The organism is Hydrotalea flava, from assembly GCF_001623405.1.
Taxonomy (GTDB): domain Bacteria; phylum Bacteroidota; class Bacteroidia; order Chitinophagales; family Chitinophagaceae; genus Hydrotalea; species Hydrotalea flava.
The window spans coordinates 124,242-148,301 of record NZ_LUHG01000100.1 but is presented as its reverse complement, the minus strand read 5'-3'; the positions used below and the strand labels follow the sequence as shown (position 1 = coordinate 148,301).

17 protein-coding genes are annotated in these 24,060 nt (G+C 37.1%); 7 read left to right on the top strand and 10 right to left on the bottom strand.

Annotated features, from left to right (window positions below; all coding sequences use genetic code 11):
* Positions 1–30 precede the first annotated feature (30 nt).
* The 9 genes from ilvA to A0F92_RS12695 all read right to left on the bottom strand — a co-directional run bounded on the left by ilvA (position 31) and on the right by A0F92_RS12695 (position 11,553).
* On the bottom strand, positions 31–1,344 hold the full coding sequence (ilvA, locus tag A0F92_RS12735) for a threonine ammonia-lyase (RefSeq protein WP_253810444.1): 1,314 nt from the start codon (positions 1,342–1,344) through the stop codon (positions 31–33).
* Between the two features lies 1 nt (position 1,345).
* On the bottom strand, positions 1,346–2,395 hold the full coding sequence (gene ilvC, locus A0F92_RS12730) for a ketol-acid reductoisomerase (RefSeq protein ID WP_068246779.1): 1,050 nt from the start codon (positions 2,393–2,395) through the stop codon (positions 1,346–1,348).
* Positions 2,396–2,440: 45 nt separating this feature from the next.
* On the bottom strand, positions 2,441–3,028 hold the full coding sequence (gene ilvN / locus A0F92_RS12725) for an acetolactate synthase small subunit (RefSeq protein ID WP_068246776.1): 588 nt from the start codon (positions 3,026–3,028) through the stop codon (positions 2,441–2,443).
* Positions 3,029–3,060: 32 nt separating this feature from the next.
* A complete protein-coding gene (gene ilvB / locus A0F92_RS12720) occupies positions 3,061–4,806 on the bottom strand; it encodes a biosynthetic-type acetolactate synthase large subunit (protein WP_068246773.1) in 1,746 nt (581 codons plus the stop codon).
* Between the two features lie 13 nt (positions 4,807–4,819).
* Positions 4,820–6,520 carry a dihydroxy-acid dehydratase gene (gene ilvD, locus A0F92_RS12715; protein ID WP_068246770.1) on the bottom strand — a complete coding sequence of 567 codons (1,701 nt, stop codon included), beginning with the start codon at positions 6,518–6,520 and terminating at the stop codon, positions 4,820–4,822.
* A 35-nt stretch (positions 6,521–6,555) separates the two neighbouring features.
* Positions 6,556–7,461 (bottom strand): branched-chain amino acid transaminase, encoded by a 906-nt coding sequence (locus A0F92_RS12710; RefSeq protein WP_068246767.1) that lies wholly within the window; start codon positions 7,459–7,461, stop codon positions 6,556–6,558.
* A 259-nt stretch (positions 7,462–7,720) separates the two neighbouring features.
* Positions 7,721–8,839 (bottom strand): 3-isopropylmalate dehydrogenase, encoded by a 1,119-nt coding sequence (gene leuB / locus A0F92_RS12705; protein ID WP_068247107.1) that lies wholly within the window; start codon positions 8,837–8,839, stop codon positions 7,721–7,723.
* 10 nt (positions 8,840–8,849) lie between these two features.
* Positions 8,850–10,391, bottom strand: a complete 1,542-nt coding sequence (locus tag A0F92_RS12700; RefSeq protein WP_068246763.1) for an ATP-binding cassette domain-containing protein — start codon at positions 10,389–10,391, stop codon at positions 8,850–8,852.
* A 1-nt stretch (position 10,392) separates the two neighbouring features.
* Entirely contained in the window at positions 10,393–11,553 is a 1,161-nt protein-coding gene (locus tag A0F92_RS12695) for a 2-isopropylmalate synthase (protein WP_167517082.1), read from the bottom strand.
* 184 nt (positions 11,554–11,737) lie between these two features.
* Here A0F92_RS12695 and A0F92_RS12690 point away from each other — a divergent pair, with 184 nt between their 5' ends.
* From A0F92_RS12690 to A0F92_RS12680, 3 genes are read left to right on the top strand one after another with little or no spacing between them, the layout of a single operon-like run.
* Positions 11,738–13,342, top strand: a complete 1,605-nt coding sequence (locus tag A0F92_RS12690) for a hypothetical protein (RefSeq protein ID WP_068246760.1) — start codon at positions 11,738–11,740, stop codon at positions 13,340–13,342.
* Positions 13,332–14,549, top strand: a complete 1,218-nt coding sequence (locus tag A0F92_RS12685; protein ID WP_068246758.1) for a PAS domain-containing sensor histidine kinase — start codon at positions 13,332–13,334, stop codon at positions 14,547–14,549. The genes A0F92_RS12690 and A0F92_RS12685 overlap by 11 nt, the downstream gene beginning before the upstream one ends.
* On the top strand, positions 14,542–15,603 hold the full coding sequence (locus A0F92_RS12680) for a response regulator (protein WP_068246755.1): 1,062 nt from the start codon (positions 14,542–14,544) through the stop codon (positions 15,601–15,603). The genes A0F92_RS12685 and A0F92_RS12680 overlap by 8 nt, the downstream gene beginning before the upstream one ends.
* 5 nt (positions 15,604–15,608) lie before the next feature.
* On the opposite strand, the gene A0F92_RS12675 is transcribed toward A0F92_RS12680, so the two are convergent.
* The gene (locus A0F92_RS12675; RefSeq protein WP_068246752.1) at positions 15,609–16,004 is read right to left on the bottom strand and encodes a hypothetical protein; all 396 of its coding nucleotides are present in this window, start codon (positions 16,002–16,004) and stop codon (positions 15,609–15,611) included.
* A 416-nt stretch (positions 16,005–16,420) separates the two neighbouring features.
* Here A0F92_RS12675 and rpoC point away from each other — a divergent pair, with 416 nt between their 5' ends.
* The 4 genes from rpoC (at position 16,421) to A0F92_RS12655 (ending at position 24,011) form a co-directional block, all read left to right on the top strand.
* A complete protein-coding gene (rpoC, locus tag A0F92_RS12670) occupies positions 16,421–20,707 on the top strand; it encodes a DNA-directed RNA polymerase subunit beta' (RefSeq protein WP_068246749.1) in 4,287 nt (1,428 codons plus the stop codon).
* Positions 20,708–20,968: 261 nt separating this feature from the next.
* Entirely contained in the window at positions 20,969–21,559 is a 591-nt protein-coding gene (locus A0F92_RS12665) for an OmpH family outer membrane protein (RefSeq protein ID WP_068246746.1), read from the top strand.
* Positions 21,560–21,614: 55 nt separating this feature from the next.
* Positions 21,615–23,024, top strand: a complete 1,410-nt coding sequence (locus A0F92_RS12660) for an APC family permease (protein ID WP_068246744.1) — start codon at positions 21,615–21,617, stop codon at positions 23,022–23,024.
* The gene (locus A0F92_RS12655) at positions 23,025–24,011 is read left to right on the top strand and encodes a bifunctional heptose 7-phosphate kinase/heptose 1-phosphate adenyltransferase (protein ID WP_068246741.1); all 987 of its coding nucleotides are present in this window, start codon (positions 23,025–23,027) and stop codon (positions 24,009–24,011) included.
* The last annotated feature ends 49 nt before the right edge of the window (positions 24,012–24,060 follow it).

The following is a 24,060-nucleotide window of genomic DNA, read 5'->3' as shown; positions in this document are numbered from 1 at the left end:
TATAAAAAATTTAAGTTTTTATGCAAAAATTTAGATAAGATAACTATAAAGTGTATCCTGTTTATTAATTTCAGTAAAATCAATCCCGTTTACGTGCATTCTGTTTAAAAGGGCATTATAATCTTTAGGATTGTTTAATTCAATGCCCACTAAAGCGGGGCCGGTTTCTTTATTGGTTTTTTGCATGTATTCGAAGCGGGTAATATCATCACTTGGCCCTAATACTTTGTTTAAAAATTCTCTAAGGGCACCAGGCCTTTGTGCAAATTGAATGAGGAAATAATGTTTAATGCCTTCATATTGTAATGAGCGTTCTTTAATTTCAGGCATTCTGTCAATATCATTATTACCGCCACTTACAATACAAACTACTTTTTTACCTGCAATTTGTTCTGCATACCGATCTAATGCGGCAATGCTTAATGCACCTGCAGGTTCAGCAACAATGGCATTTTGATTATAGAGGTTTAAGATGGTGGTACATACTTTTCCTTCTGGTACCAAACAAATGGTTGCGAGTGTTTCTTTGCAGATAGGATAGGTGAGGCTACCCACTTTTTTAACGGCAGCACCATCTACAAAGCGGTCAATTTGTTCCAGCATTACAGGCTGGCCGGCCTCAAAAGCTTTTAGCATAGAAGGCGCTCCTTCGGGTTCAACACCAATTAATTGCGTATTGGGGGCATATTGTTTAAAATAACTACCCACTCCGGCTGCTAATCCGCCACCGCCAACCGGTATGAATAAATAATCAATATTTGATAAGGATTCCAAGATTTCAATACCAACAGTGGCCTGTCCTTCAATTACTTTCCGGTCATCAAATGGTGGTATAAATGTCATTTCATTTTTGAGGGTGAATTGTTGTGCTGTATGGGAACAATCATCAAAAGTATCGCCTGTTAATTTTATTTCAATAGCACCTTCACCAAACATTTTTGTTTGATGAATTTTTTGTTTTGGTGTTATAATGGGCATAAATACAATGCCCTTGATGCCTAAGTATTTACAACTATACGCAAAGCCCTGTGCGTGGTTGCCTGCACTGGCGCAAACCACTCCTTTCTTTAATTGTTCAGATGATAGGCTGCTTAACAAATTAAATGCACCGCGTAATTTATACGAGCGAACTATTTGTAAATCTTCCCGTTTTAAATATACCTGGCAGTTGTATTGGTTAGATAAAATTTGATTGTATTGCAAGGGCGTATGCGCTACCACCTGCTTTAGTTTTTGGTAAGCTTCATTATAATTGAATTGATATGTATTTTCTGCTACATGCATGCACTGATCATTAAAAGAAGATGATGGTGTGTATGTTACACCACCATCTTTTTCATTCACTTTATTTTTGATTTTCGGGTCTTAAACTGCGCACTGTTTTTCCTGCCTGCCACATTTCACTTTCTCTTAATTCTTTCAATTCAACTTCTAATTTTTCGCGGTAATCGGGTTGGCTATTCAGGTCAATAGAACGCTGAGATTCTTTTCCGCTTGCAACACTTTCATATAATTCTTTAAATACAGGAGCTGTGGCATCTCTGAATTTCTTCCACCAGTCTAATGCACCTCTTTGCGCTGTAGTAGAGCAATTGGCATACATCCAATCCATGCCATTTTCAGCAACCAACGGCATAAGGCTTTGTGTAAGTTCTTCTACAGTTTCGTTAAAAGCTTCACTGGGTGAATGGCCTTTATCACGCAGTACCTGGTATTGGGCGGCAAATATTCCCTGTATAGCACCCATTAATGTACCCCGTTCGCCGGTTAAATCGCTGAATACTTCTTTTCTGAAATCTGTTTCGAACAGATAGCCGCTTCCTACGGCAATGCCTAATGCAATTACTCTGTCTTTCGCTTTACCGGTAGCATCCTGATAAATAGCATAGCTGCTGTTTAAGCCACGGCCTTGTAAAAACATTCTTCTTAATGAAGTACCGGAACCTTTTGGTGCAACTAAAAATACATCTACATCTTTTGGAGGGATGATGCCGGTTTGTTCATTGAATGTAATGCCAAAGCCATGCGAAAAATAAAGTGCTTTACCGGGTGTGAGGTGTTTTTTTACGGTTGGCCACAATGCTATTTGCGCAGCATCGCTTAACAGGTAACAAATAATGGTACCTCTTTGTAATGCTTCTTCAATTTCAAATAAAGTTTCGCCGGGTACAAAGCCATCGGCAATAGCTTTATCCCATGTTTTAGAACTTTTACGTTGCCCTACAATAACATTAATACCATTGTCTCTTTGGTTTAAAGCTTGTCCGGGTCCTTGAACGCCATAACCAATTACAGCAACAGTTTCATTTTTTAATACTTCCTGTGCTTTTGATAATGGAAATTCTTCACGGGTTACTACGTTTTCTTCAACGCCGCCGAAATTCAATTTTGCCATTTTGCTAATTTTTAATTTTTAAAGTTGGTTGTTTATGATTCTGTATTACATGGTAAATACTTCTGCCTGTTTACTGAGGTATTCATTTTCTATTACTTCCTCGCCAGGTTCAGTTTGTTCAAATTCTTTTAATTTTTCATGAAAGCCATGGCTTGATTTGATGATGGCTACTCTTGCACTTCTTACAAATTCTATTAAACCGTAGGGTTCTAAAAATTTTACTAACCGATCGGTTTCTTCGCGATGGCCGGAAGTTTCAAAAACGGTATAATCTTTTCTAATTACAACGGCTCTGGCGCCATATTCTCTTAATAACCTTTCTACTTTTACTTTTTCTGCAATGGCTTCTGTAGATACTTTGTACATGGCCAATTCCTGCCATACTATTTCATCTTCTGTATTGTAATAAGCTTTTAAAACTTCTACCTGTTTCTCTATTTGGCGGCATAGTTTTCTTACTACATCTTCGGTTTCATTAATAACAATCGTAAACCGGTGTATGCCTTCTGATTCGGAAGGAGAAGTATTCAGGCTTTCAATATTTATTTTTCTACGCGAAAAAATGATGGCAATTCTGTTTAAAAGCCCGATTTGATTTTCGGTATATACGGTAATGGTAAATTCCTGTTTCATGTTGTTGATGTTATAATTTGAATCAATTGCATTTATTGTAACCTGATTTCTGCAACGCTGCAACCTTGCGGTACCATTGGGAAAACATTATTTTCTTTTCCAACCATCACTTCTAATAAATAACTACCGTTATGGTTCAACATGGTTTGTAATGCATTTTTTAAATCTGTTCTTTTATCAATACTGTTGGCCTCAATGCTATATGCTTTTGCTAATTGAACAAAATTGGGACTGGTAATATCAACAAATGAGTAGCGTTTGTCATTGAATAATTGTTGCCATTGGCGAACCATTCCTAAAAACCGGTTATTCAGTATGAGTATTTTTACATTTACATTAAATTGCATGATTGTCCCTAATTCCTGTAAGGTCATTTGAAAGCCGCCATCACCAATAATTGCCACAACTGTTCGGTTGGGTGCGCCAAATTTTGCACCAATGGCAGCGGGTAATCCAAATCCCATAGTGCCGGCTCCTCCGGAAGTGATATTGCTTTTTGACTGATTGAATTTTGCATAACGGCATGCTACCATTTGGTGTTGGCCTACATCGGTAACAATAATGGCATCACCGTTGGTTAACTCATTCAATGTTTTAATTACTTCACCCATGGTCATAATTTCGGTACTTGGGTTCAGTTCTTCATGTATTACTATGTCGTATTCTTTTTGGGCAAAAGCACTAAACTTTTCAATCCACTCTTTATTTTGATTGGGTTGCAATAATTTAGTGAGCATGGGTAGCGTTTCTTTGCAATCGCCCCAAACCGGTACCGTTGTTTGCACGTTTTTGTCTATTTCTGCGGGGTCAATATCTAAGTGTATTATTTTGGCTTGTTTGGCATATTTGTCTAAACGTCCGGTTACCCTGTCATCGAATCGCATACCCACGGCAATGAGTACATCGCATTCATTGGTTAATACATTGGGGCCATAATTACCGTGCATGCCAAGCATTCCAACATTTAACGGATGGTCTGTTGGCAGCGCACTCAACCCTAAAAGCGTCCATGCAGCGGGCAGATTGGCTTTTTCTATAAATGCTTTGAATTCATTTTCTGCTCTGCCTAAAATAACGCCTTGCCCAAATAGTACAAAAGGTTTTTTGGCTTCGTTAATGAGTTGTGCAGCTTGTTCAATGTATTCTTTTCTAACAATGGGTTTAGGCCTATAGCTTCTAATATGTTCGCACTTTTTGTAGCCTTCATAATCAAATTTTTGCAACTGCGCATTTTTGGTTATGTCTATCAATACCGGACCGGGTCTTCCTGTTCTGGCAATATAAAATGCTTTTGCTAAAACATGCGGTATTTCAGTAGCATCGGTAATTTGGTAATTCCATTTTGTAATGGGTGTTGTAATGTTAATTACATCTACTTCCTGAAATGCATCGGTACCTAACAAGTGTGCAAAAACTTGTCCGGTTACACAAACCAACGGTGTACTATCTATCATTGCATCAGCCAATCCTGTTACCAGATTTGTAGCACCCGGTCCGCTGGTTGCAAACACTACGCCTGTTTTACCAGAACTGCGTGCATAGCCTTGTGCAGCATGAATGGCTCCTTGTTCGTGCCTTACGAGTATGTGTGTTAGTTCATTATTATAATCATACAATGCATCATAAATTGGCATAATTGCGCCACCAGGGTAACCAAATATGGTATCAACGCCTTCTGCCATAAAGGCTTCTAATACTGCTTGTGATCCGGATATATTAGTGGTATTACCAGGAGTGGATGCGGCAATATTTTTAGGTGCTGTAAGTGTTGTTTCCATAAAATAATTTTAATTATGATTGATATGGTTTTTCGTCGGTAACGCAGCCTTCAGATGCGGAGGTTACCAACTGAGCGTACTTATATAAAACGCCATTGGTTGCTTTTAAAGCAGGGCGTTTCCATTTTAATTTTCTGGCTTCAATAATGCTGTTATCTACCAAAAGATTGATGGTATTTTTTATTGCATCAATTTCAATAATATCATCATTTTCAACCAGTGCTAATAGGCCTCCTGTAAATGCTTCCGGGGTAATATGGCCTACTACAAAGCCATGTGTACCGCCACTGAAACGCCCGTCAGTAATTAATGCCACACTTTTACCTAAGCCTGCACCAATGATGGCACTGGTTGGTTTTAGCATTTCGGGCATGCCGGGTGCACCTTTCGGGCCTATATAGCGTATAACGACGACATCACCGGGTTTAATTAAATTATTTTCAATGCCTTTTATAAAGTCATGTTCACCATCAAATACTCTTGCGGTACCTTTGAAATGTGTTCCTTCTTTACCACTTATTTTTGCAACGGCACCTTCAGTGGCCAAATTGCCAAATAAAATTTGTAAATGTCCGGTTGCTTTAATGGGTTGTTCAACAGGTTTAATAACCTGTTGTTGGTTAAAATCAAGATCAGGAGCTGTTACAACATTTTCGGCAACAGTTTTGCCGGTAACGGTAAGGCATTGACCGTTCAGTAATCCTTTTTTCAATAAATATTTCATTACTGCAGGAAGGCCACCATATTGATGTAAATCTTCCATTAAATATTTACCGCTGGGCTTAAAGTCGGCAAGTACCGGAACTTTATTGCTAATTTTTTGAAAGTCATTAATGTTCAATGCTATGCCTACACTTTTGGCCATGGCAATTAAATGTAATACTGCATTGGTACTGCCTCCCATAATCATAACAACGGTGATGGCATTTTCGAAAGCCTCACGTGTCATAATATCTCTTGGTTTAATATCTTTTTCCAGTAATAATTTGATGGCTTTACCTGCTTCTTCACATTCTTTTTGTTTCTCTTTACTTAATGCAGGATTGGAAGAGGAATAAGGAAGGCTCATACCCAGTGCTTCAATGGCAGTTGCCATGGTATTGGCGGTGTACATACCACCACAAGCACCTGCACCCGGGCAAGCATGTTGAATAATACCTTTAAAATCACCTTCACTTAATTTACCGGCAATTTTTTGTCCCAATGCTTCAAAAGCAGAAACAATATTTAAATCTTCTCCTTTGTAATGTCCGGGGGCAATGGTGCCACCATAAATCATAATACCGGGTCTGTTTAAACGGCCCATAGCCATGATAGAGCCTGGCATATTTTTATCGCATCCCGGAATGGTAATCAAACCGTCATAATATTGGGCACCTGCATTCGTTTCAATACTGTCTGCAATTAAATCTCTGCTAACCAGAGAATAACGCATACCGTCAGTTCCCATACTAATACCATCACTTACACCAATGGTATAAAATCGCAGTCCTAATAAACCTTCTGTATGATCAACACTTTTTTTAACTGCTGTAGCCAGATCATTTAAATGCATGTTGCAGGGGTTTCCGTCCCATCCCATACTTGCTATGCCAATTTGTGCTTTATTAAAATCTTCTTCTTTAAAACCAATAGCATAATACATGGCCTGCGCTGCAGGTTGTGTTTCATCTTTTGTAAGTGTTTTACTGTACTTATTTAATTCGTTCGGCATAAAATTAAAATTGTGTAATGATAGTGGTGAATCAATTATTCGGTTCCTAACACTTCGTTTAAAAGTGTTCTTTTGTTTTCAGTAATTAAGTTTTTATAAGAAGTTTGAATGAGTTTGCTGATTGTTTCGGCCCAGGGTTTTACAAAGGGCTTATCATCTAATGATGCAATACCAATCACTTCGGCAGCAGTTCCGCAGAAAAAAGCCGCATCTGCATGGTACATATCTTCAATTTTAAATTGTATTTCTTTCACCGGAATGTTTAATTCGTTGCACAATTCCAATACGGTTGCACGGGTTATACCGGGTAAAATATTTCCCAATTTTGGTGTAAAGAGGGTGCCGTTCTTTTCAAAAAAAACATTTGCGCCAGGCGCTTCTGCAACATAACCATGTATATCTAATAACAAGGCTTCATCGTATCCTTTTTGCTTTGCCTCCTGACTGGCTAAGATGGAATTTACATAATGGCCGGTTGCTTTGGCATGAATGTGAAAGGCTTTAGGATTAGGTCTTTCAAAAGAAGATGTTACCACCCGTAACATTTTATCACCTAAAAATGGTTCCATTTTCCAAGCTTCAATAACAATATATGAAGTAGTATTTTGTACAAAGCTCATATTGGCAGGTGCATATACTAACGGACGTATATATGCGTCTTGCAATTCATTTAGTGCCAACACTTTATATGTGGCTTCAATTAATTCTTCAACAGTATAATGATAAGGCAGATTTAGTGCTTTTGCAGATTGTTGTAACCGATGAAAATGGGCTTCGGGCTTAAATATTTTTGTTGTGCCTGCAATTGTTTTATAAGAGCGTATTCCCTCAAAAACACCATAACCATAATGCAATGTCTGGCCATATAAATCTGTAGTTGCATCGGCTGCTTTTACATAGCTGCCATTTAAATAAATAAAAGTATTTTCGTTGTAATACATGTGTTTGTTTTTGTTGTATGAAATAAAAAACCCGCCATTTTTAGAGACGGGTCAAATTTGTTTATAGGTTAGAACAAATCAACTTACCCCCCTCTAAAGACAGGCAGAATAATGACAATAACTATCGCTGCTGTTAATACAAACAGACGAAAAAAAATTGCATTATAAAATTTGTTCTTCAACGTTTTTGTGTTTAGAACAAATATACCTGTTGTATGCTTAAGAACAAAGAACTTTTTTTGAGTTGAACAAGTTGGCATTAAATAATGGTAGACTTGCGCAACTCAATATTTTTATGATTGATGTCTTCAAAATTGTTATTGCTTGCAATAAAATCGCATATTAATTCTCCTATCGTTGATGTGAAATAAAAATTAATTGGATCTATATCTTTTGTAACAAATTTGTTATTGAGTGTCCAACTAACACCAGCGCGAATGATGGCTGCTTCATTGGGTAAATCAAAATAGTCTAACATCATTGCAGCAGAAAGAATAGCACCGAGTGGATTGGCTATATCTTTTCCTGCAGCCTGAGGATAGGAGCCATGAATCGGTTCAAATAATGCAATACTTAGCCCGAACGAAGCTGAGGGTAATAAACCTAAAGAACCACTTAACACACTTGCTTCATCACTTAAAATATCGCCAAACATATTTTCTGTAAGTATTACATCAAACTGCGAAGGATTAAGGATGATCTGCATAGCAGCGTTATCTACAAATAAATAGTTCACCTCTACTTCCGGATAATTTTTAGCAACATCTTGCACTACTTTTCTCCAAAGCCTTGATGTTTCCAGCACATTTGCTTTGTCAACCAATGTTAATTTTTTTCTTCTTTGTTCTGCAGCTTTAAATGCAATGTGGGCAATGCGTTCTATTTCATTTGTTGTATAAATACATTCGTCAATAGCCTGAGTTTTTTCCTCGTTTAATTCTTTTTTTCCAAAATAAATACCACCTGTTAATTCGCGGTAAATTACAAAGTCAACGTTTTGTAATTGTTTTTCTTTTAAGGGTGACAGATAATGTAAAGACGGGTACGTTGTAACAGGGCGCACATTTGCAAACAACTGTAATGCTTTTCTTAATTTCAATAAACCCTGTTCAGGACGAACGGTTGCTGAGGGATTATTATCATACTTAGGATCACCAATTGCACCAAATAAAATTCCATCACTGTTTAAACAGGCTTCAATCGTTGCATCGGGTAAAGGATCCCCTGTTTTATCGATGGCTATTGCTCCCATTAAACATTCGGTAAAATGCCATTCATGGTTAAATTTTTCTGCAATAGCTTGTAATACACGAACAGCCTGTGCAGTTACTTCAGGGCCAATTCCGTCTCCATTTATAATAACTATATTTTTTTTCATACATTCCGTTTTAATTGTTTTCACCGATGATGGATTCAAGCGTTTCTGGTTGCTTTGTTGAAGTTGATACTTTGCCAGCTATATGTTGATGAATGAATTGTTTGCCTTGCTGTAGCTGTAACACAAAATCAATTCCTTCAGGAATTTCATTTTCAACATGTGTAACATAGATTAAAGTGGTGTGATTGGTTGCTACAATTTGTTGTATGGTTGACAGGAAATGTTGAATGTGTGCTTCATCCAATCCCTGACAGGGTTCATCTAAAATCAATAAAGGCGGATTTTTTACCAATGCTCTTGCCAATAATACCCAGCGTTGTAAACCCAATGACAATGCACCCAGTTTTTGTTGGCTGTATTCGTTCAGATGAAACTGTTGCATAATTGCGCTTATTGCAATTTGCTGATCATCCGTTAGCTTTTTATATACACCCATTGTATCAAAAAAGCCCGATGCTATGGTTTTTTCAACGGATATATCTGTGTCAAAATATTTATGTAATTCCGGAGAGATGTAGCCAATTCTTTTTTTAATATCCCAAATGCTTTCACCCTTGCCTCTTTGTTTTCCAAATATTTTAATTTGATTGGCATAGGCCTGTGGATTATCTCCTGTTATTAGGCTTAATAAAGTTGATTTGCCGGCACCATTATGTCCTTGAATCAGCCATTTTTCGCCACTATGAACCTGCCAGTTAATATTATCCAATATTTTTTTTGAACCATATTGAATGGTGGTATTTTTTATTTCAATCATTGAATGCGCCAAAGCTGTCTGTTTTTCAATTGGCTTTGTTGCATTCATAAATCTGGGTAACGGTGTAGTATATGTATTTTTAATTTGGTATTCAGATTTTTTTAAAAACGCATAAATTCCGTTCAATTCAAGTGTTAATACATGCGTAATAACATCGGGCCAAAGTGTTCCGGAAGTAATAAAAATCAGTGTAGTTCCATTTCTGCTCAGGTGTTGCAATATTTGTAACAGGGTTTCTTTGGCTGCAACATCTAATCCGGTCATAATATTATCTGCAATCAATAACTGCGGTTGCTGCAGCAGTGCTTTAATAATTTGCAGTTTTTTTTGTTCACCATTCGATAATTGAATAAGTGGTGTTTGTAAGCGGTGCAGTAAATTAAATTGTTGGCAATAATTTAAATACAGTGCTTCTGTATCTGAAATACCAAATTGTTGCAAATGTTGCAGTAAATCGGCTTCAACAGTAATGCTGTCTGTTGCATCGCAACTATTGAAGCGTTGCTGGTAATAAAATTGTGATTGGTTGGTTAAATTTTTCCACCGATGCGTATCTTCAATCATTACAATTTGTGCCTGTTCAGGTGTATGATTGCTATTGTTAATGTCAATGCTTCCTTTGTAAAAAATTTTTCCTGCAATGGCTTTTCCCAATGTCGTTTTTCCTGCACCTGCAGCACCGGTAATCAACAAATGCTCACCACTATTTAAAGTAAAAAACACATCCTGCAAAATGGTTTTACCATATTGTTTTATTTGTAAATGTTGAACCTGTATTGCGGGTGCTACATTCATACTATGCTACTATGCTTTGATGTTGTTTGGCCATTGCATGCAAATCATCATCGCCAACTTCTTTTTTCTGATCAGCTATTTGTAAAAATTTTTCATATAAAGCATCAATATCATTACGGGTGCATTCATAACCTAAATTTTTTAACCGATAAGCCAAAGCACTTCGTCCGCTTCTGGCTGTTAACACAATTTTAGAAATATCTGCACCCACATCTTTTGGGTTGATGATTTCATAAGTAATAGCGCTCTTTAAAAATCCATCCTGATGAATACCGGACGAATGTGAAAATGCATTGGCACCTACTATTGCTTTATTGGGCTGTACCGGCATACGCATGGTATCGCTCACCAATCGGCTAATGGGATTTAATTGCTGGCTTTGTATGTTGGTATAAAAACCTAAATCTTTGTGTTGTTGTATAATCATCACTACTTCTTCTAATGAAGTATTTCCTGCTCTTTCGCCTAAACCATTAATAGTACATTCTATTTGTCGGGCGCCATTTATAACACCTTCAATCGAATTGGCGGTAGCCAAACCCAGATCGTTATGGCAGTGGCAGGAGAGAATGGCCTTATCAATATTGGGAACATTATTTTTCAGGAATGCAATTTTGGCGCCGTACTGGCTGGGTAGGCAATAGCCGGTGGTATCAGGGATATTAATAACGGTGGCGCCTGCTTTAATTACTGCTTCCACTACACGGGCTAAATATTCATTATCTGTTCTGCCTGCATCTTCAGCATAAAATTCAACATCATCTACAAAGTTTTTTGCCCACTTCACGCATTGTACTGCTCTTTCTAAAATATCTTCTCTGGTTGAGTTGAATTTTCCTTTAATGTGGTAATCAGATGTGCCAATACCGGTGTGGATGCGGGGCATTTTGGCATGTTTTAATGCTTCTGCCGCTATTTCAATATCTTTTTTAACTGCTCTGCTTAAACCACAAACGGTAGCGCGGGTAATTATTTTGGCAATTTCCTGCACTGAAAAAAAATCGCCGGGCGAAGAAATGGGGAAACCCGCTTCAATAACATCAACACCCAATTGTTCAATGGCCAGAGCCAGTTCAATTTTTTCGGTAGTATTCAGTTTACAACCGGGTACCTGCTCGCCATCTCTTAGAGTAGTATCAAATATATTTACTTTTTGGCTCATGTAAAATTTGTTATTCGGTTATTGCTTTTAATACGAAAAACCAGCCGTATTTTTACGTAACATCGAATGTACTCAATATAAAAAGGTGTTGGGCAACAAAATGAAGTGTATTTTACGCTGCTTAAATTGTGCTAATTTTGCCCAAACCCTTTACCGGTAAACATTTTCAATTCATATAATTACGATGCCTAACCGAAGTACCGACATGCTGTTCCAGCTTATTAAGTCGCTTGAAAAAGGCGAAAAACGTAATTTTAAATTATATGTAAAACGGAATGCATCGGGCGAAGATTTGAAAATAGTGCAGTTATTTGATGCTTTGGATAAGATGAAAGATTATGATGAAGGGCAGTTACTGCAAAAAAATCCCGGTATCAAAAAACAACAACTTTCCAATATTAAGGCACATTTATACCGCGAACTATTATCAAGCCTGCGGTTGATTCAACAGGCGGATAATATTGATATGTACGCTCATGAACAGTTAGATTTTGCCCGGATATTATACAACAAAGGGCTTTACCTGCAAAGTTTAAAACTGCTTGAAAAATTAAAAGAAACGGCAGCCACTCAACAGCAACATGCCTATCAGTTGCTGGCCATTCAATTCGAGAAGAAAATTGAATCAATGCACATTACCCGAAGTATGGAAAACCGGGCAGAAGCATTGAGTGCAGAATCTGATGCGGTTCATCAACAACTTTATTTAACCGGCAAACTATCCAACCTGGCATTGGAGTTGTATAGTTGGTATATTCAAAATGGCCATGCCAGAGATAAAAGAGATGTGCATGCGGTTAAAGTTTTTTTTGAATCCAATTTACCTGCCTGTAATGCAGCGCAACTTGGGTTTTATGAAAAATTATACCTCTATCAATCGTATTGCTGGTATGGATTTATTCTGCAAGATTTGCTGATGTACTATCGCTACACCCAAAAATGGGTATCATTATTCGAAGAAAATGAATATATGAAGCGTATAGAAACCGGCCAGTATATTCGCGGTATGCATAATTTACTGGGCGCCCAGTTTAATTTAAATAATTTTGAAAAATTTAATGAGTATCTGACCCGGTTTGAAGCTTTTGCGACATCAACTTTAGGAAATATTAATGATAATGTTCGCATACAGACTTTTGTGTATTTAAATACGGCTCGCATCAACAAACATTTTTTAGAAGGTACTTTTACAGAAGGGTTACTACTGGTACCGGAAATTATTCAGCATTTAGAAGAATATCGCCTGCATTTAGACCGCCACCGCACATTGGTGTTTTATTATAAAATTGCCTGTTTATATTTTGGCAGCGGCGATAATGAGCAGGCTATTGATTATTTGAATAAAATTATTAATTGGAAAGTTGATTTACGAACCGACTTGCAATGCTATGCCCGCCTGCTGCACCTGATTGCACACTACGAATTAGGCAATGATAGTTTGTTGGAATATCTGATAAAATCGGTATACCGGTTCATGGCAAAAATGAAAAATTTAAGTACGGTTGAAGAAGAGATATTTAAATTTATCCGAAAATCTTTTTCACTTTCGCCACAAAAATTATTACCGGCATTTAAAAGTTTAAAAGAAAAATTAGAACAATTAGAAGGCCATCCGTTAGAAAGTCGCTCATTTATGTATTTGGATATTATAGGTTGGCTCGAAAGCAAAATTGAAGGGGTTCCGGTGCAGGAGGTTAGGCGCAAAAAATTTCTGCAGGGCAGAAAAACTCCTGCCTCATTAAAACACAAAAATAATTCTGTTTATAAAACCAATAACGATGCCCAATAAGGAAGAATTTAGTGCGCTTTTTACTTATGCTACCGAAGGAATTATTGTAGTAAATGAGCAAGGTAAATTAACCATGGCCAATCCTGCTGCTGAGCGTTTGTTTGGTTATGAACCCGGCACTTTATTGCACACGCAGTTGGAGCAACTGATTCCCAAAAGGTATGAACACACGCATCACGATTACCGAACCAAGTATTCTCAAAAGCCACATGCCCGTAGTATGGGTATTGGTATGGATTTATATGCATTACGAAAAGATGGTTCTGAGTTTCCGGTAGAAGTGAGTTTAAGCCCCTTTAAAACAGCAGAAGGCAATTTTGTAATTGCATTTATTATTGACAATACTTTACGCAAACAAACGGAGGCCACTTTGCGTAAACAAAAAGAGGAGTTAGAAAAATTAACTGCTGAATTAGAAAAAAGGGTACGCCACCGAACGTTAATTTTAGAAGAAGCGTTACATGAATTAGAGCATTCCAGAGCGGAACTGAGCCAGTTACTAGAAAAAGAAAAAGAAGTGAATGAATTAAAATCACGCTTTGTTTCTATGGCATCGCATGAATTCAGAACTCCATTGGCGACCATTTTATCCTCACTCAATTTAGTTGAAAAATATGGCACTTTAAACGACAGGGAAAATCAGCAAAGACATATCATGCGCATTAAAACGGCCATCAATCACATGACAGACATTTTAAATGATATGCTCTCCATCAGTAAAATTGAAGAAGGAAAAATTATCATTCAAAAAGACTGGATTAACTTGACCCAGTGTTCTCAACACATTATTCAGGAAATTCGGCCCATTCTGAAAACCGGACAACAAATACATTTTCAGCATCAGGGGCAGGAGCTGGGATATATTGATCAAAACATTTTTACTACCATCATCATGAATTTGCTTTCCAATGCCATTAAATTTTCACCTGCAAAAACAAATATTTATTTGTCATTATCCATTACCGATTCAGCCATGACAATTGTTGTAAAAGATGAAGGCATGGGTATACCCGAAGAAGATCAACCCAATTTATTTGGCCGTTTTTTCAGGGCTCAAAATGCCACCAATATTCAGGGTACGGGTTTAGGTTTGAATATCATTGCCAGATATGTAGAATTAATGCAAGGTAATATTACCTTTGAGAGCCAAATAGAACATGGAACCACATTTACCATTGTTATACCAAATACTATAGAAAATGAGTAAAAAAATTTTATTGATTGAAGATAACCCCGATATGCGGGAAAATACAGCTGAAATTTTGCAATTGGCTAATTATACAGTTAAAACTGCAAAAAATGGAAAAGAAGGTGTTGCTTTGGCGGAGGAAGAACATTTTGATTTAATAATATGTGATATTATGATGCCGGTTTTAGATGGGTATGGCGTTTTACACCTGCTTTCTAAAAATAAAAAAACCAGTGCCATACCCTTCATTTTTTTAACAGCCAAGGCCGAGCGAACTGATTTTAGAAAAGGCATGGAAATGGGAGCCGATGATTATTTAACCAAACCCTTCGATGATATTGAATTGTTAAATGCCATTGAAAGTCGGTTAAAAAAATCTGATTTAATTAAACAGGAATATGCCAATAATGTAGAGGGGTTAAACAATTTTATTCAAACAGCAAGGGGGTTTGATAGTTTAAAAAGGTTATCGGAAGAGAATGAATTACGCTCTTATAAAAGGAAAGAAGAAATTTATAAAGAAGGAAGTTTTCCAAAAGGGCTTTACTTATTGGTAAGCGGTAAAATAAAAACCTGTAAAACCAACGATGATGGAAAAGAATTAATTACCGGCCTGTATAAAGATGGTGATTATTTTGGGTATATAGCTTTGTTGGAGGATGCAAAGCACGCAGATAGTGCAGTAGTGCTGGAAGATGCACAGGTTTGTATGGTACCTAAGGCAGATTTTTATGAACTGGTGTATAAAAATGCGGAGGTTTCCAGAAAATTCATTCAAATGCTTTCTAATCAGGTACAACAACGGGAAGAGCAGTTGTTGAAATTGGCTTACAATTCAGCCCGTAAAAAAGTAGCCGATGCATTATTAACATTACAGGAAAAATATCAACAAAAACCCGGCGAGAACTTTAGTATGCAAATTTCAAGAGAAGATTTGGCAAACATAGCCGGCATTGCTACTGAAAGCACCATCAGAACCCTCAGCGATTTAAAAGATGAAAAATTGATCGAAATTCAATCCAGTAAAATTACCATTTTAAATTATCCCAAATTATTGGCTTTGCGAAATTAAGCGGTTTATGAGGGTTTGTTTCGCTCATTCATTTGTCTGGTAATTAATTCACCCTGGGTGTTTTGTTCTTCCAAGGTCCAATCATCTGTAATAGAGGTTTCAATCCAAACTTTACCAGATTTTCGCAGAATAATGGGTTCAAGTCCATATTGCTGTACAAATTGGTGTTCCAGTTCGGCAACAGTCATTTCAGGATAAATGGTGATTGGGGCAGCATCCGAAGCAATTTTATACGCAAGCAGGGTTGTATGTTCATCAAAAGGTTGTTTCACTGATATATTTCTGGATGTTTCTCCTTCAGTTTGTGCTTTTGTAAGCATTAAACGTAAAAAGGGGAACATTGCATTAAACTCCGACTGCAGGGTTTGAATATTTTTGTTATCGTTAATGGTTAGGTTCATGCTAAATGGGCTCAAAAACAAAAATATCCTGATGAATTGGCTTAAATACTGATTTTCATCATGTTTACGCTTTTATACTTCATAATCCCGATAAAAAGTGTAGAAAAAATTGTGGATACTAAATTTTCTAATAAAAAATGTGGTACCCATGCAAACAGCAATTTAAAAAAGGAGATTTTTGCCACATTTAATTGTCAAAATCTTTCAAAACCAAATTTTTAAGGGTTTCTTTTTTCTATTTAAAAAGCAGTCCTTACCTTTGCCCCCTTAATGATTTTGAAGTATTCCAATTCTTTTTACATAAAAAATTAACGCCGTAGTGGGTAAATGCAGTCTGCATGGCTGTTTTGTCCGCTTTTTTTATTGTAGAATGGGGTATTTCAACGTCTGGAATTAAATAAATTGCAAATAGTACTATGGCCATCAAAAGAGACAATCGTCCGAAATCAACCTTTTCAACCATTACCATTAGTCTTGCTTCTCCGGATTCAATTTTGGAAAAAAGTTTTGGTGAAGTGTTAAAGCCCGAAACCATTAACTATCGTACCTATAAACCTGAAAGAGATGGTTTATTTTGCGAAAGAATTTTTGGACCGGTAAAGGATTATGAGTGCGCTTGTGGAAAATACAAGCGTATTCGATATAAAGGTATTGTATGCGACAGATGTGGGGTAGAAGTAACCGAGAAAAAAGTACGCCGCGAACGTATGGGCCACATTAAATTAGTGGTACCTGTAGTGCATATCTGGTATTTTAAAAGTTTACCCAATAAAATTGGTTATTTGTTGGGGATGAGCTCTAAAAAGTTAGAAAGCATTGTTTATTATGAAAGATATGTGGTAATTCAGGGAGGTATTAAAGAAAGTCTTTCTGCAGGCGATTTATTATCTGAGGAAGAATATTTAGATATTATTGATGCATTGCCCAAAGAAAATCAAATGCTGCCTGATGAAGATCCCAATAAATTCATTGCTAAAATGGGCGCTGAGGCAGTAAGTGATTTATTGGCGCGCTTAGATTTAGATGAATTAAGTTTTTCGCTCCGCAATGCTGCCGCCAATGAAACATCGCAACAAAGAAAAGCCGATGCTTTAAAAAGATTGAGTGTTGTAGAAGCATTCAGAGATGCCAATTCAAGAATTAATAACCGCCCCGAGTGGATGGTGATGCAATATATACCTGTCATACCTCCCGAATTAAGGCCATTGGTGCCTTTGGATGGTGGTCGTTTTGCATCTTCCGATTTAAATGATTTATATCGTCGTGTTATTATCCGTAACAACCGGTTAAAAAGATTATTGGAAATTAAAGCACCTGAAGTAATTCTTCGTAATGAAAAAAGAATGCTGCAGGAAGCCATTGACTCACTTTTTGATAATAGCCGAAAATCTAATGCCGTTAAAGCAGAAGGAGGCCGTGCTTTAAAATCATTGAGTGATGTTTTAAAAGGAAAACAAGGCCGTTTCCGTCAAAACTTATTAGGTAAGCGTGTTGACTATTCCGGACGTTCTGTAATTGTAGTAGGTCCTGAATTAAAAATGCACGAATGTGGTTTGCCAAAAGATATGGCTGCTGAATTATTTAAACCGTTTATTATTCGTAAACTCATTGAAAGAGGTATTGTTAAAACGGTAAAATCGGCCAAAAAATTAGTTGATAAAAAAGAAGCTATTATTTGGGATATTCTTGAGAATATACTGAAAGGGCACCCTGTTTTGTTGAACAGGGCCCCAACATTGCACCGTTTATCCATTCAGGCCTTCCAGCCTCGTTTAGTTGAAGGAAAAGCCATACAGTTGCATCCGTTGGTAACATCTGCTTTCAACGCCGACTTTGATGGTGACCAAATGGCTGTGCACGTTCCATTAAGTAGCGCTGCTATTCTGGAAGCACAATTATTAATGCTCTCATCTCACAATATTTTAAACCCTCAAAATGGTACTGCCATTACCCTTCCATCTCAGGACATGGTGCTTGGTTTGTACTACATCACAAAAGGTAAAAAGAGCACAGAAACTGAAATTGTAAAAGGTGAAGGAAAAACTTTTTACAACATGGATGAAGTAATTATTGCATACAACGAAAAACGTGTTGACTTGCATGCCAATATTAAACTACGAACCCATGTTCGCAATCCAGATGGTAAATTAGAAAAGAAAATTATCGATACTACCGTTGGTCGTGTTTTATTCAATCAGTTTGTACCGGAAGAGGTAGGTTACATTAATGCGTTATTAACCAAAAAAAGCCTGCGGGAAATTATTGGTAATATCATTAAAATAACAAATATTCCAAAAACAGCTAAGTTCTTGGATGATATTAAAACACTTGGTTTCCGCATGGCCTTTAAAGGAGGTTTAAGCTTTAGTGTAAACGACCTGATTGTACCTGAAATAAGAGACCAGTTGTTGGAAAGTGCCAAAGCCGAAGTAGATGAGGTGCGTGAAAGTTATAATATGGGTTTAATTACCAATAACGAACGCTATAACCAGGTAATTGATATTTGTGGCCGTGTAGATATGCGGATTACTGAAACCCTTATTCGTGAAATGGCTACTGATAAGCAAGGGTTTAATTCTGTTTTCATGATGCTTGATTCCGGTGCCCGTGGTTCAAAAACACAGGTAAAACAGTTGGTGGGTATTCGTGGATTGATGGCAAAACCCCGTAAAAGTGGCAGCTCAGGTAGTGAAGTTATTGAAAACCCCATTCTGTCTAACTTTAAAGGAGGTTTGAACGTATTAGACTACTTCATTTCTACCCATGGTGCCCGTAAAGGTTTAGCCGATACCGCTCTTAAAACTGCTGATGCCGGTTACTTGACCCGCAGATTGGTTGACGTGGCGCAGGATGTGGTAATAGCTGAAGATGATTGCGGAACTTTAAGAGGTATATCAATCAGTGCATTAAAAGATAATGAAGATATTATTGAACCATTATCAGATAGAATTGAAGGTAGAACTTCGTTACACGATGTGTTGCATCCTGTTACTGAAGAATTGATTATAAAAGCAGGCGAAGAAATTAGCCATGATGTGGCCAAACAAATTGAAGATTCCGGAATAGACAGCGTAGAAATTCGCTCCGTATTAACCTGCGAGGCTAAGAAAGGCGTATGTGTAAGATGCTACGGTAAAAACCTGGCAACAGGTTACATTGCACAACGTGGCGATTCTGTAGGTATCATTGCTGCCCAGTCAATTGGTGAACCCGGTACACAGTTAACCCTTCGTACGTTCCACGTAGGTGGTGTTGCGGGTAGCTCATCCATTGAATCTTCTTTATTGGCAAAATTTGATGGTACCGTTCGTTTTGATGGTTTAAGAACAGTAAGCACTTTAAACAATGAAGGAAATAAAGTGAATATTGTAATTGGACGTACCGGCGAAATGCGTTTAATGGATGAAAAAAATGATCGTTTACTCATTACCAACAATATACCTTATGGTTCTACTTTAATAGTAAAAGATGGTCAGCAGGTGAAAAAAGGTGAAATTATTTGTACCTGGGATCCATTTAACAACGTAATTGTTGCCGAACAAAATGGGGTAATTAAATTCGAAAATATTATTGATGGTTACACTTATCGGGATGAAGCCGACGAACAAACCGGCCACCGCGAAAAAGTGGTTATTGAATCGAAAGATAAAACCAAAATTCCTACCATTATTGTAGAAGGTAAAGATACGCGTCAATACAATTTACCTGTTGGTAGCCATATTTCCATAGAAGAAGGTGAAGAGGTAAAAGCAGGTCAGGTACTGGTAAAAATACCACGTGTATTAGGAAAATTAAGAGATATTACCGGTGGTTTGCCAAGGGTAACAGAATTATTCGAAGCAAGAAATCCGGGTAATCCTGCAATTGTTTGTGAAATAGATGGAGTGGTAGCATTTGGTAACGTAAAACGCGGTAACCGTGAAATCATTGTAGAAGCAAAAGATGGTATTGTGAAGAAATATCTGGTACCATTAACCCGCCAGATTTTAGTACAGGATGGCGACTTTGTAAAAGCAGGCGCACCCCTTTCTGACGGACAAATTGCACCTTATGATATTTTAACCATCAAAGGACCATTTGCAGTTCAGGAATACATTGTAAATGAAATTCAGGAAGTGTACCGTTTACAAGGTGTGGATATTAATGATAAACACATTGAAGTAATCGTTCGCCAAATGATGAAGAAAGTAGAAATTGTAGATGCAGGTGATACAAAGTTCTTAGAAGAAGATTTAGAAGACAGGTTTGAATTTATAGAAGAAAATGACCGCATCTTCGATAAGAAAGTAGTTACAGACCCGGGTGAAAGTACCAAATTAAGAGCCGGACAAATTGTTACACTGCGTGAATTGAGAGAGGAAAACTCTATCCTTCGCCGTGCAGATAAAAAGTTGGTGGAGGTTCGCGATGCAAAACCAGCCACTGCTACACCGGTATTATTAGGTATTACCAAAGCTTCTCTGGGCGTGAAAAGCTGGATTTCAGCTGCTTCATTCCAGGAAACCACCAAAGTTTTAAGTCAGGCTGCCATTCAGGGTAAAACCGATTTAATGATTGGGTTGAAAGAAAACGTAATTACCGGTCATTTAATACCTGCCGGTACCGGACAGCGCGAATTTGAAAATTTAATTGTGGGCAGTAAAGAAGACTTTGATGTATTAACTACCGCAAGAGAAGCTATGAATTTTGATGAGGATGAATAAACTTTATCTAATTCATTATCGGTTTCTGTAATTTATATATAATAAGCCTGTAATTTTTGAGATGATTCAATATTGCAGGCTTTTTTGTTCGTTAAATCCTAATTAATTTTTAAAAGTAACTGCTAATTTTCTTAAATATTTTAATTGCCTGTATATTCGTTGCAATTTCTGTAGAAATGCATTTATGGAATGCCCCTACAATTATTTTCCGGCATTATTATGCACATTTGATGAAAAAATTAATTTAATTAAAATTGTAATATGAAGAATGTTCTACTTATCATTAATGCTATCTTAGTACTTGCAGTTGCTTATTTATTGTATGCACATTTTACTGAAAAAAATCATCTTATAACAACTGTTTCAAATTCATATACAGCCGTGCCCGCCAATGGTTTTAAAATAGCTTATTTTGAAATGGATTCATTGCAAAATCAATATGTTCTATTGAAAGAAGTAAGAAGTGCATTAATGGCCAAAGATCAGGAAATGGGCAAAGAATTATCGGGTTTAGAGAATTCATTACGCAATAAATACCAGGATTTACAAAAAAATGGGAACGCATTAAGCCAGGCCGAGATAGCAAGCAGGCAACAGGAAATTATGGATTTAGATAAAAATCTTAAAAACAAGCGGCAGGTAATGGAACAGGAAATGCAGGATGAAAGTTTCAAGAAGTTACAGGATGTAAAAAAACGAATTGAAGATTACCTGAAAGAGTATAATCAAAGTAAAGGTTATGCATATATTTTTTCAAATGTACCTGATATGATGTATTATAAAGATACAGCTTATAATATAACTGCTGATATTGTAAAAGGATTGAATGAACAATATCGTCAGAAAAAATAATTTTTACCATCAAATCATTATCTTCAAGTCCCAAATGCAATAAGGGACTTTTTTTATGAGTACAACCTCCTTTAAACCCTCTTTAGGCTTATTAGATGCTACCATGATTGTAGCCGGTAGTATGATTGGTTCCGGTATTTTTATTGTGAGTGCAGATATTACCCGAAATGTAGGTTCTGCCGGATGGTTAATTGTTGTTTGGTTACTGACCGGGTTAATGACTTTAATTGCTGCAGTAAGTTATGGTGAATTAAGTGGTATGTTCCCAAAGGCGGGCGGGCAATATGTTTATCTAAAAGAAGCCTACAACCCTTTAATTGGATTCCTGTACGGATGGAGTTTTTTTGCCATTATTCAAACAGGTACCATTGCAGCCGTTGGGGTGGCATTTGCCAAATTCACGGCTTATCTTATTCCGCAGGTAGGTGATGATATAGTGTTATTTAGCATCGGTTCATTACACATTTCTCCCGCACAAATTTTATCAATTGCCATCATTGTACTTTTAACTTATATCAATACCCGTGGCATTAAAAGCGGCAAATTCATTCAAACAACTTTTACCTTAACCAAATTACTGAGTTTGTTTGGTTTAATTGTTTTTGGATGGATGGCCTTACAACCTGAAGTTTGGCACAAGAACTGGACTGAAAATGCATGGTATTTGCAACGCCTCAACAAAGATGGTTCATACCAATCTTACGGAATGGCCGCTGCAATGGGTGCCATAGCCGCAGCCATGGTAGGCTCCATTTTTAGTAGTGATGCCTGGAACAATGTAACCTTTATTGCGGGGGAAATTAAAAACCCTAAACGGAACATAGGTTTAAGCCTATTTCTTGGAACTTTGTTGGTAACCATCGTTTATGTGTCTACCAATATTGTTTACACCGGATTATTGCCCATGCAAAGCATTGCCTCAGCAGCAAACGATCGGGTTGCTGTAGCTGTCTCTCATGTTATTTTCGGTAATATAGGAACTATCATTATTGCAGTGATGATTATGATTTCAACTTTTGGTTGTAATAACGGATTAATTTTGGCAGGTGCAAGAGTTTATTATACAATGGCCAATGATGGTTTGTTTTTTAAACAAACAGCACAGCTAAACAAAAAAGCCGTTCCCGAATTTGCATTATGGATACAATGTGCTATGGCTTCTATACTATGCTTAAGCGGAAAGTATGGCGATTTATTAGATATGGTTTCTTTTGTTGTTGTAATTTTTTATGTGTTAACCATTATCGGCATTTTCATTCTCAGAAAAAAAATGCCTGCGGCAGAAAGGCCTTACCGTGCATTTGGGTACCCGGTTTTACCTGCATTATATATCATAATGGGATTAACTTTTTGTACACTATTAATTATTTATAAACCAGAATATACCTGGCCGGGATTAATTTTTGCACTCTTAGGTATTCCTTTGTATTATCTTGCACTCGCAACAAAGTCAAAGCATCAATAAATGAATTTCGAAGCACTATTTCATCGTTTTACAGAAATTAAAGTAGCCGTAATTGGCGATATAATGTTAGATAGTTATTGGTGGGGTCATGTAGATCGTATTTCTCCTGAAGCACCGGTACCTGTTGTAGCATTAGATAAAAGAGAATTGCGTATTGGTGGTGCTGGTAATGTAGCTTTAAATACCATTTCTCTGGGTGCACCCACCACAATTTTATCTGTAATTGGCAATGATGATGATGGCAAACTGTTAACCGGTTTGCTCAGTCAAAATGGGATTGATACCGGCTTTATTATAACAGCACCTAATCGGGTTACCACCAATAAAACCAGGATTATGAGCCGTAATCAGCAAATGCTGCGGTTAGATTGCGAGGTAGCTACTGATATTGATGAAACAACTGAAAATGCTTTATTGCATAATGTAGAGCAATACTTTATGCAGCATCAACCCAATGTGCTCATTTTTGAAGATTACAACAAAGGAGTACTTACTCCAAAAATTATTCAAAAAACAATTGCACTTTGTAAGCAGTATAATGTGCTTACAGCAGTAGATCCTAAAAAGAAAAACTTCTTATCCTTCAAAGGGGTAGATATTTTTAAACCTAATTTAAAAGAGGTAAAAGAAGGGCTTAACCTATTGTTGGAAGAAGTGAACCAATCTGTTTTGGAGAAAATACATGCCGAATTAGCCAATATTTTAGCACACAAAATTTCACTGATTACACTTTCCGAAAAAGGGGTTTTTTATCAATATGGGAATGAATCTAAAATTATTCCTACACATGTGCGAAACATTGCAGATGTTAGCGGTGCCGGCGATACCGTAATTGCTGTAGCCTCGCTGGTATATGCAGCAACCTATCAAATTGCACTGGCAGCTGACATGGCAAATATTGCCGGTGGGTTGGTTTGTGAAGAAGTGGGTACCGCTGCTATTCAAAAAGAAAAATTATTGAAAGAATGCAACATCCTGCTTTCATAGCTTTGTTCAACAAACTGGCAAATACATTGCATGTTCTTCATCATTCTGT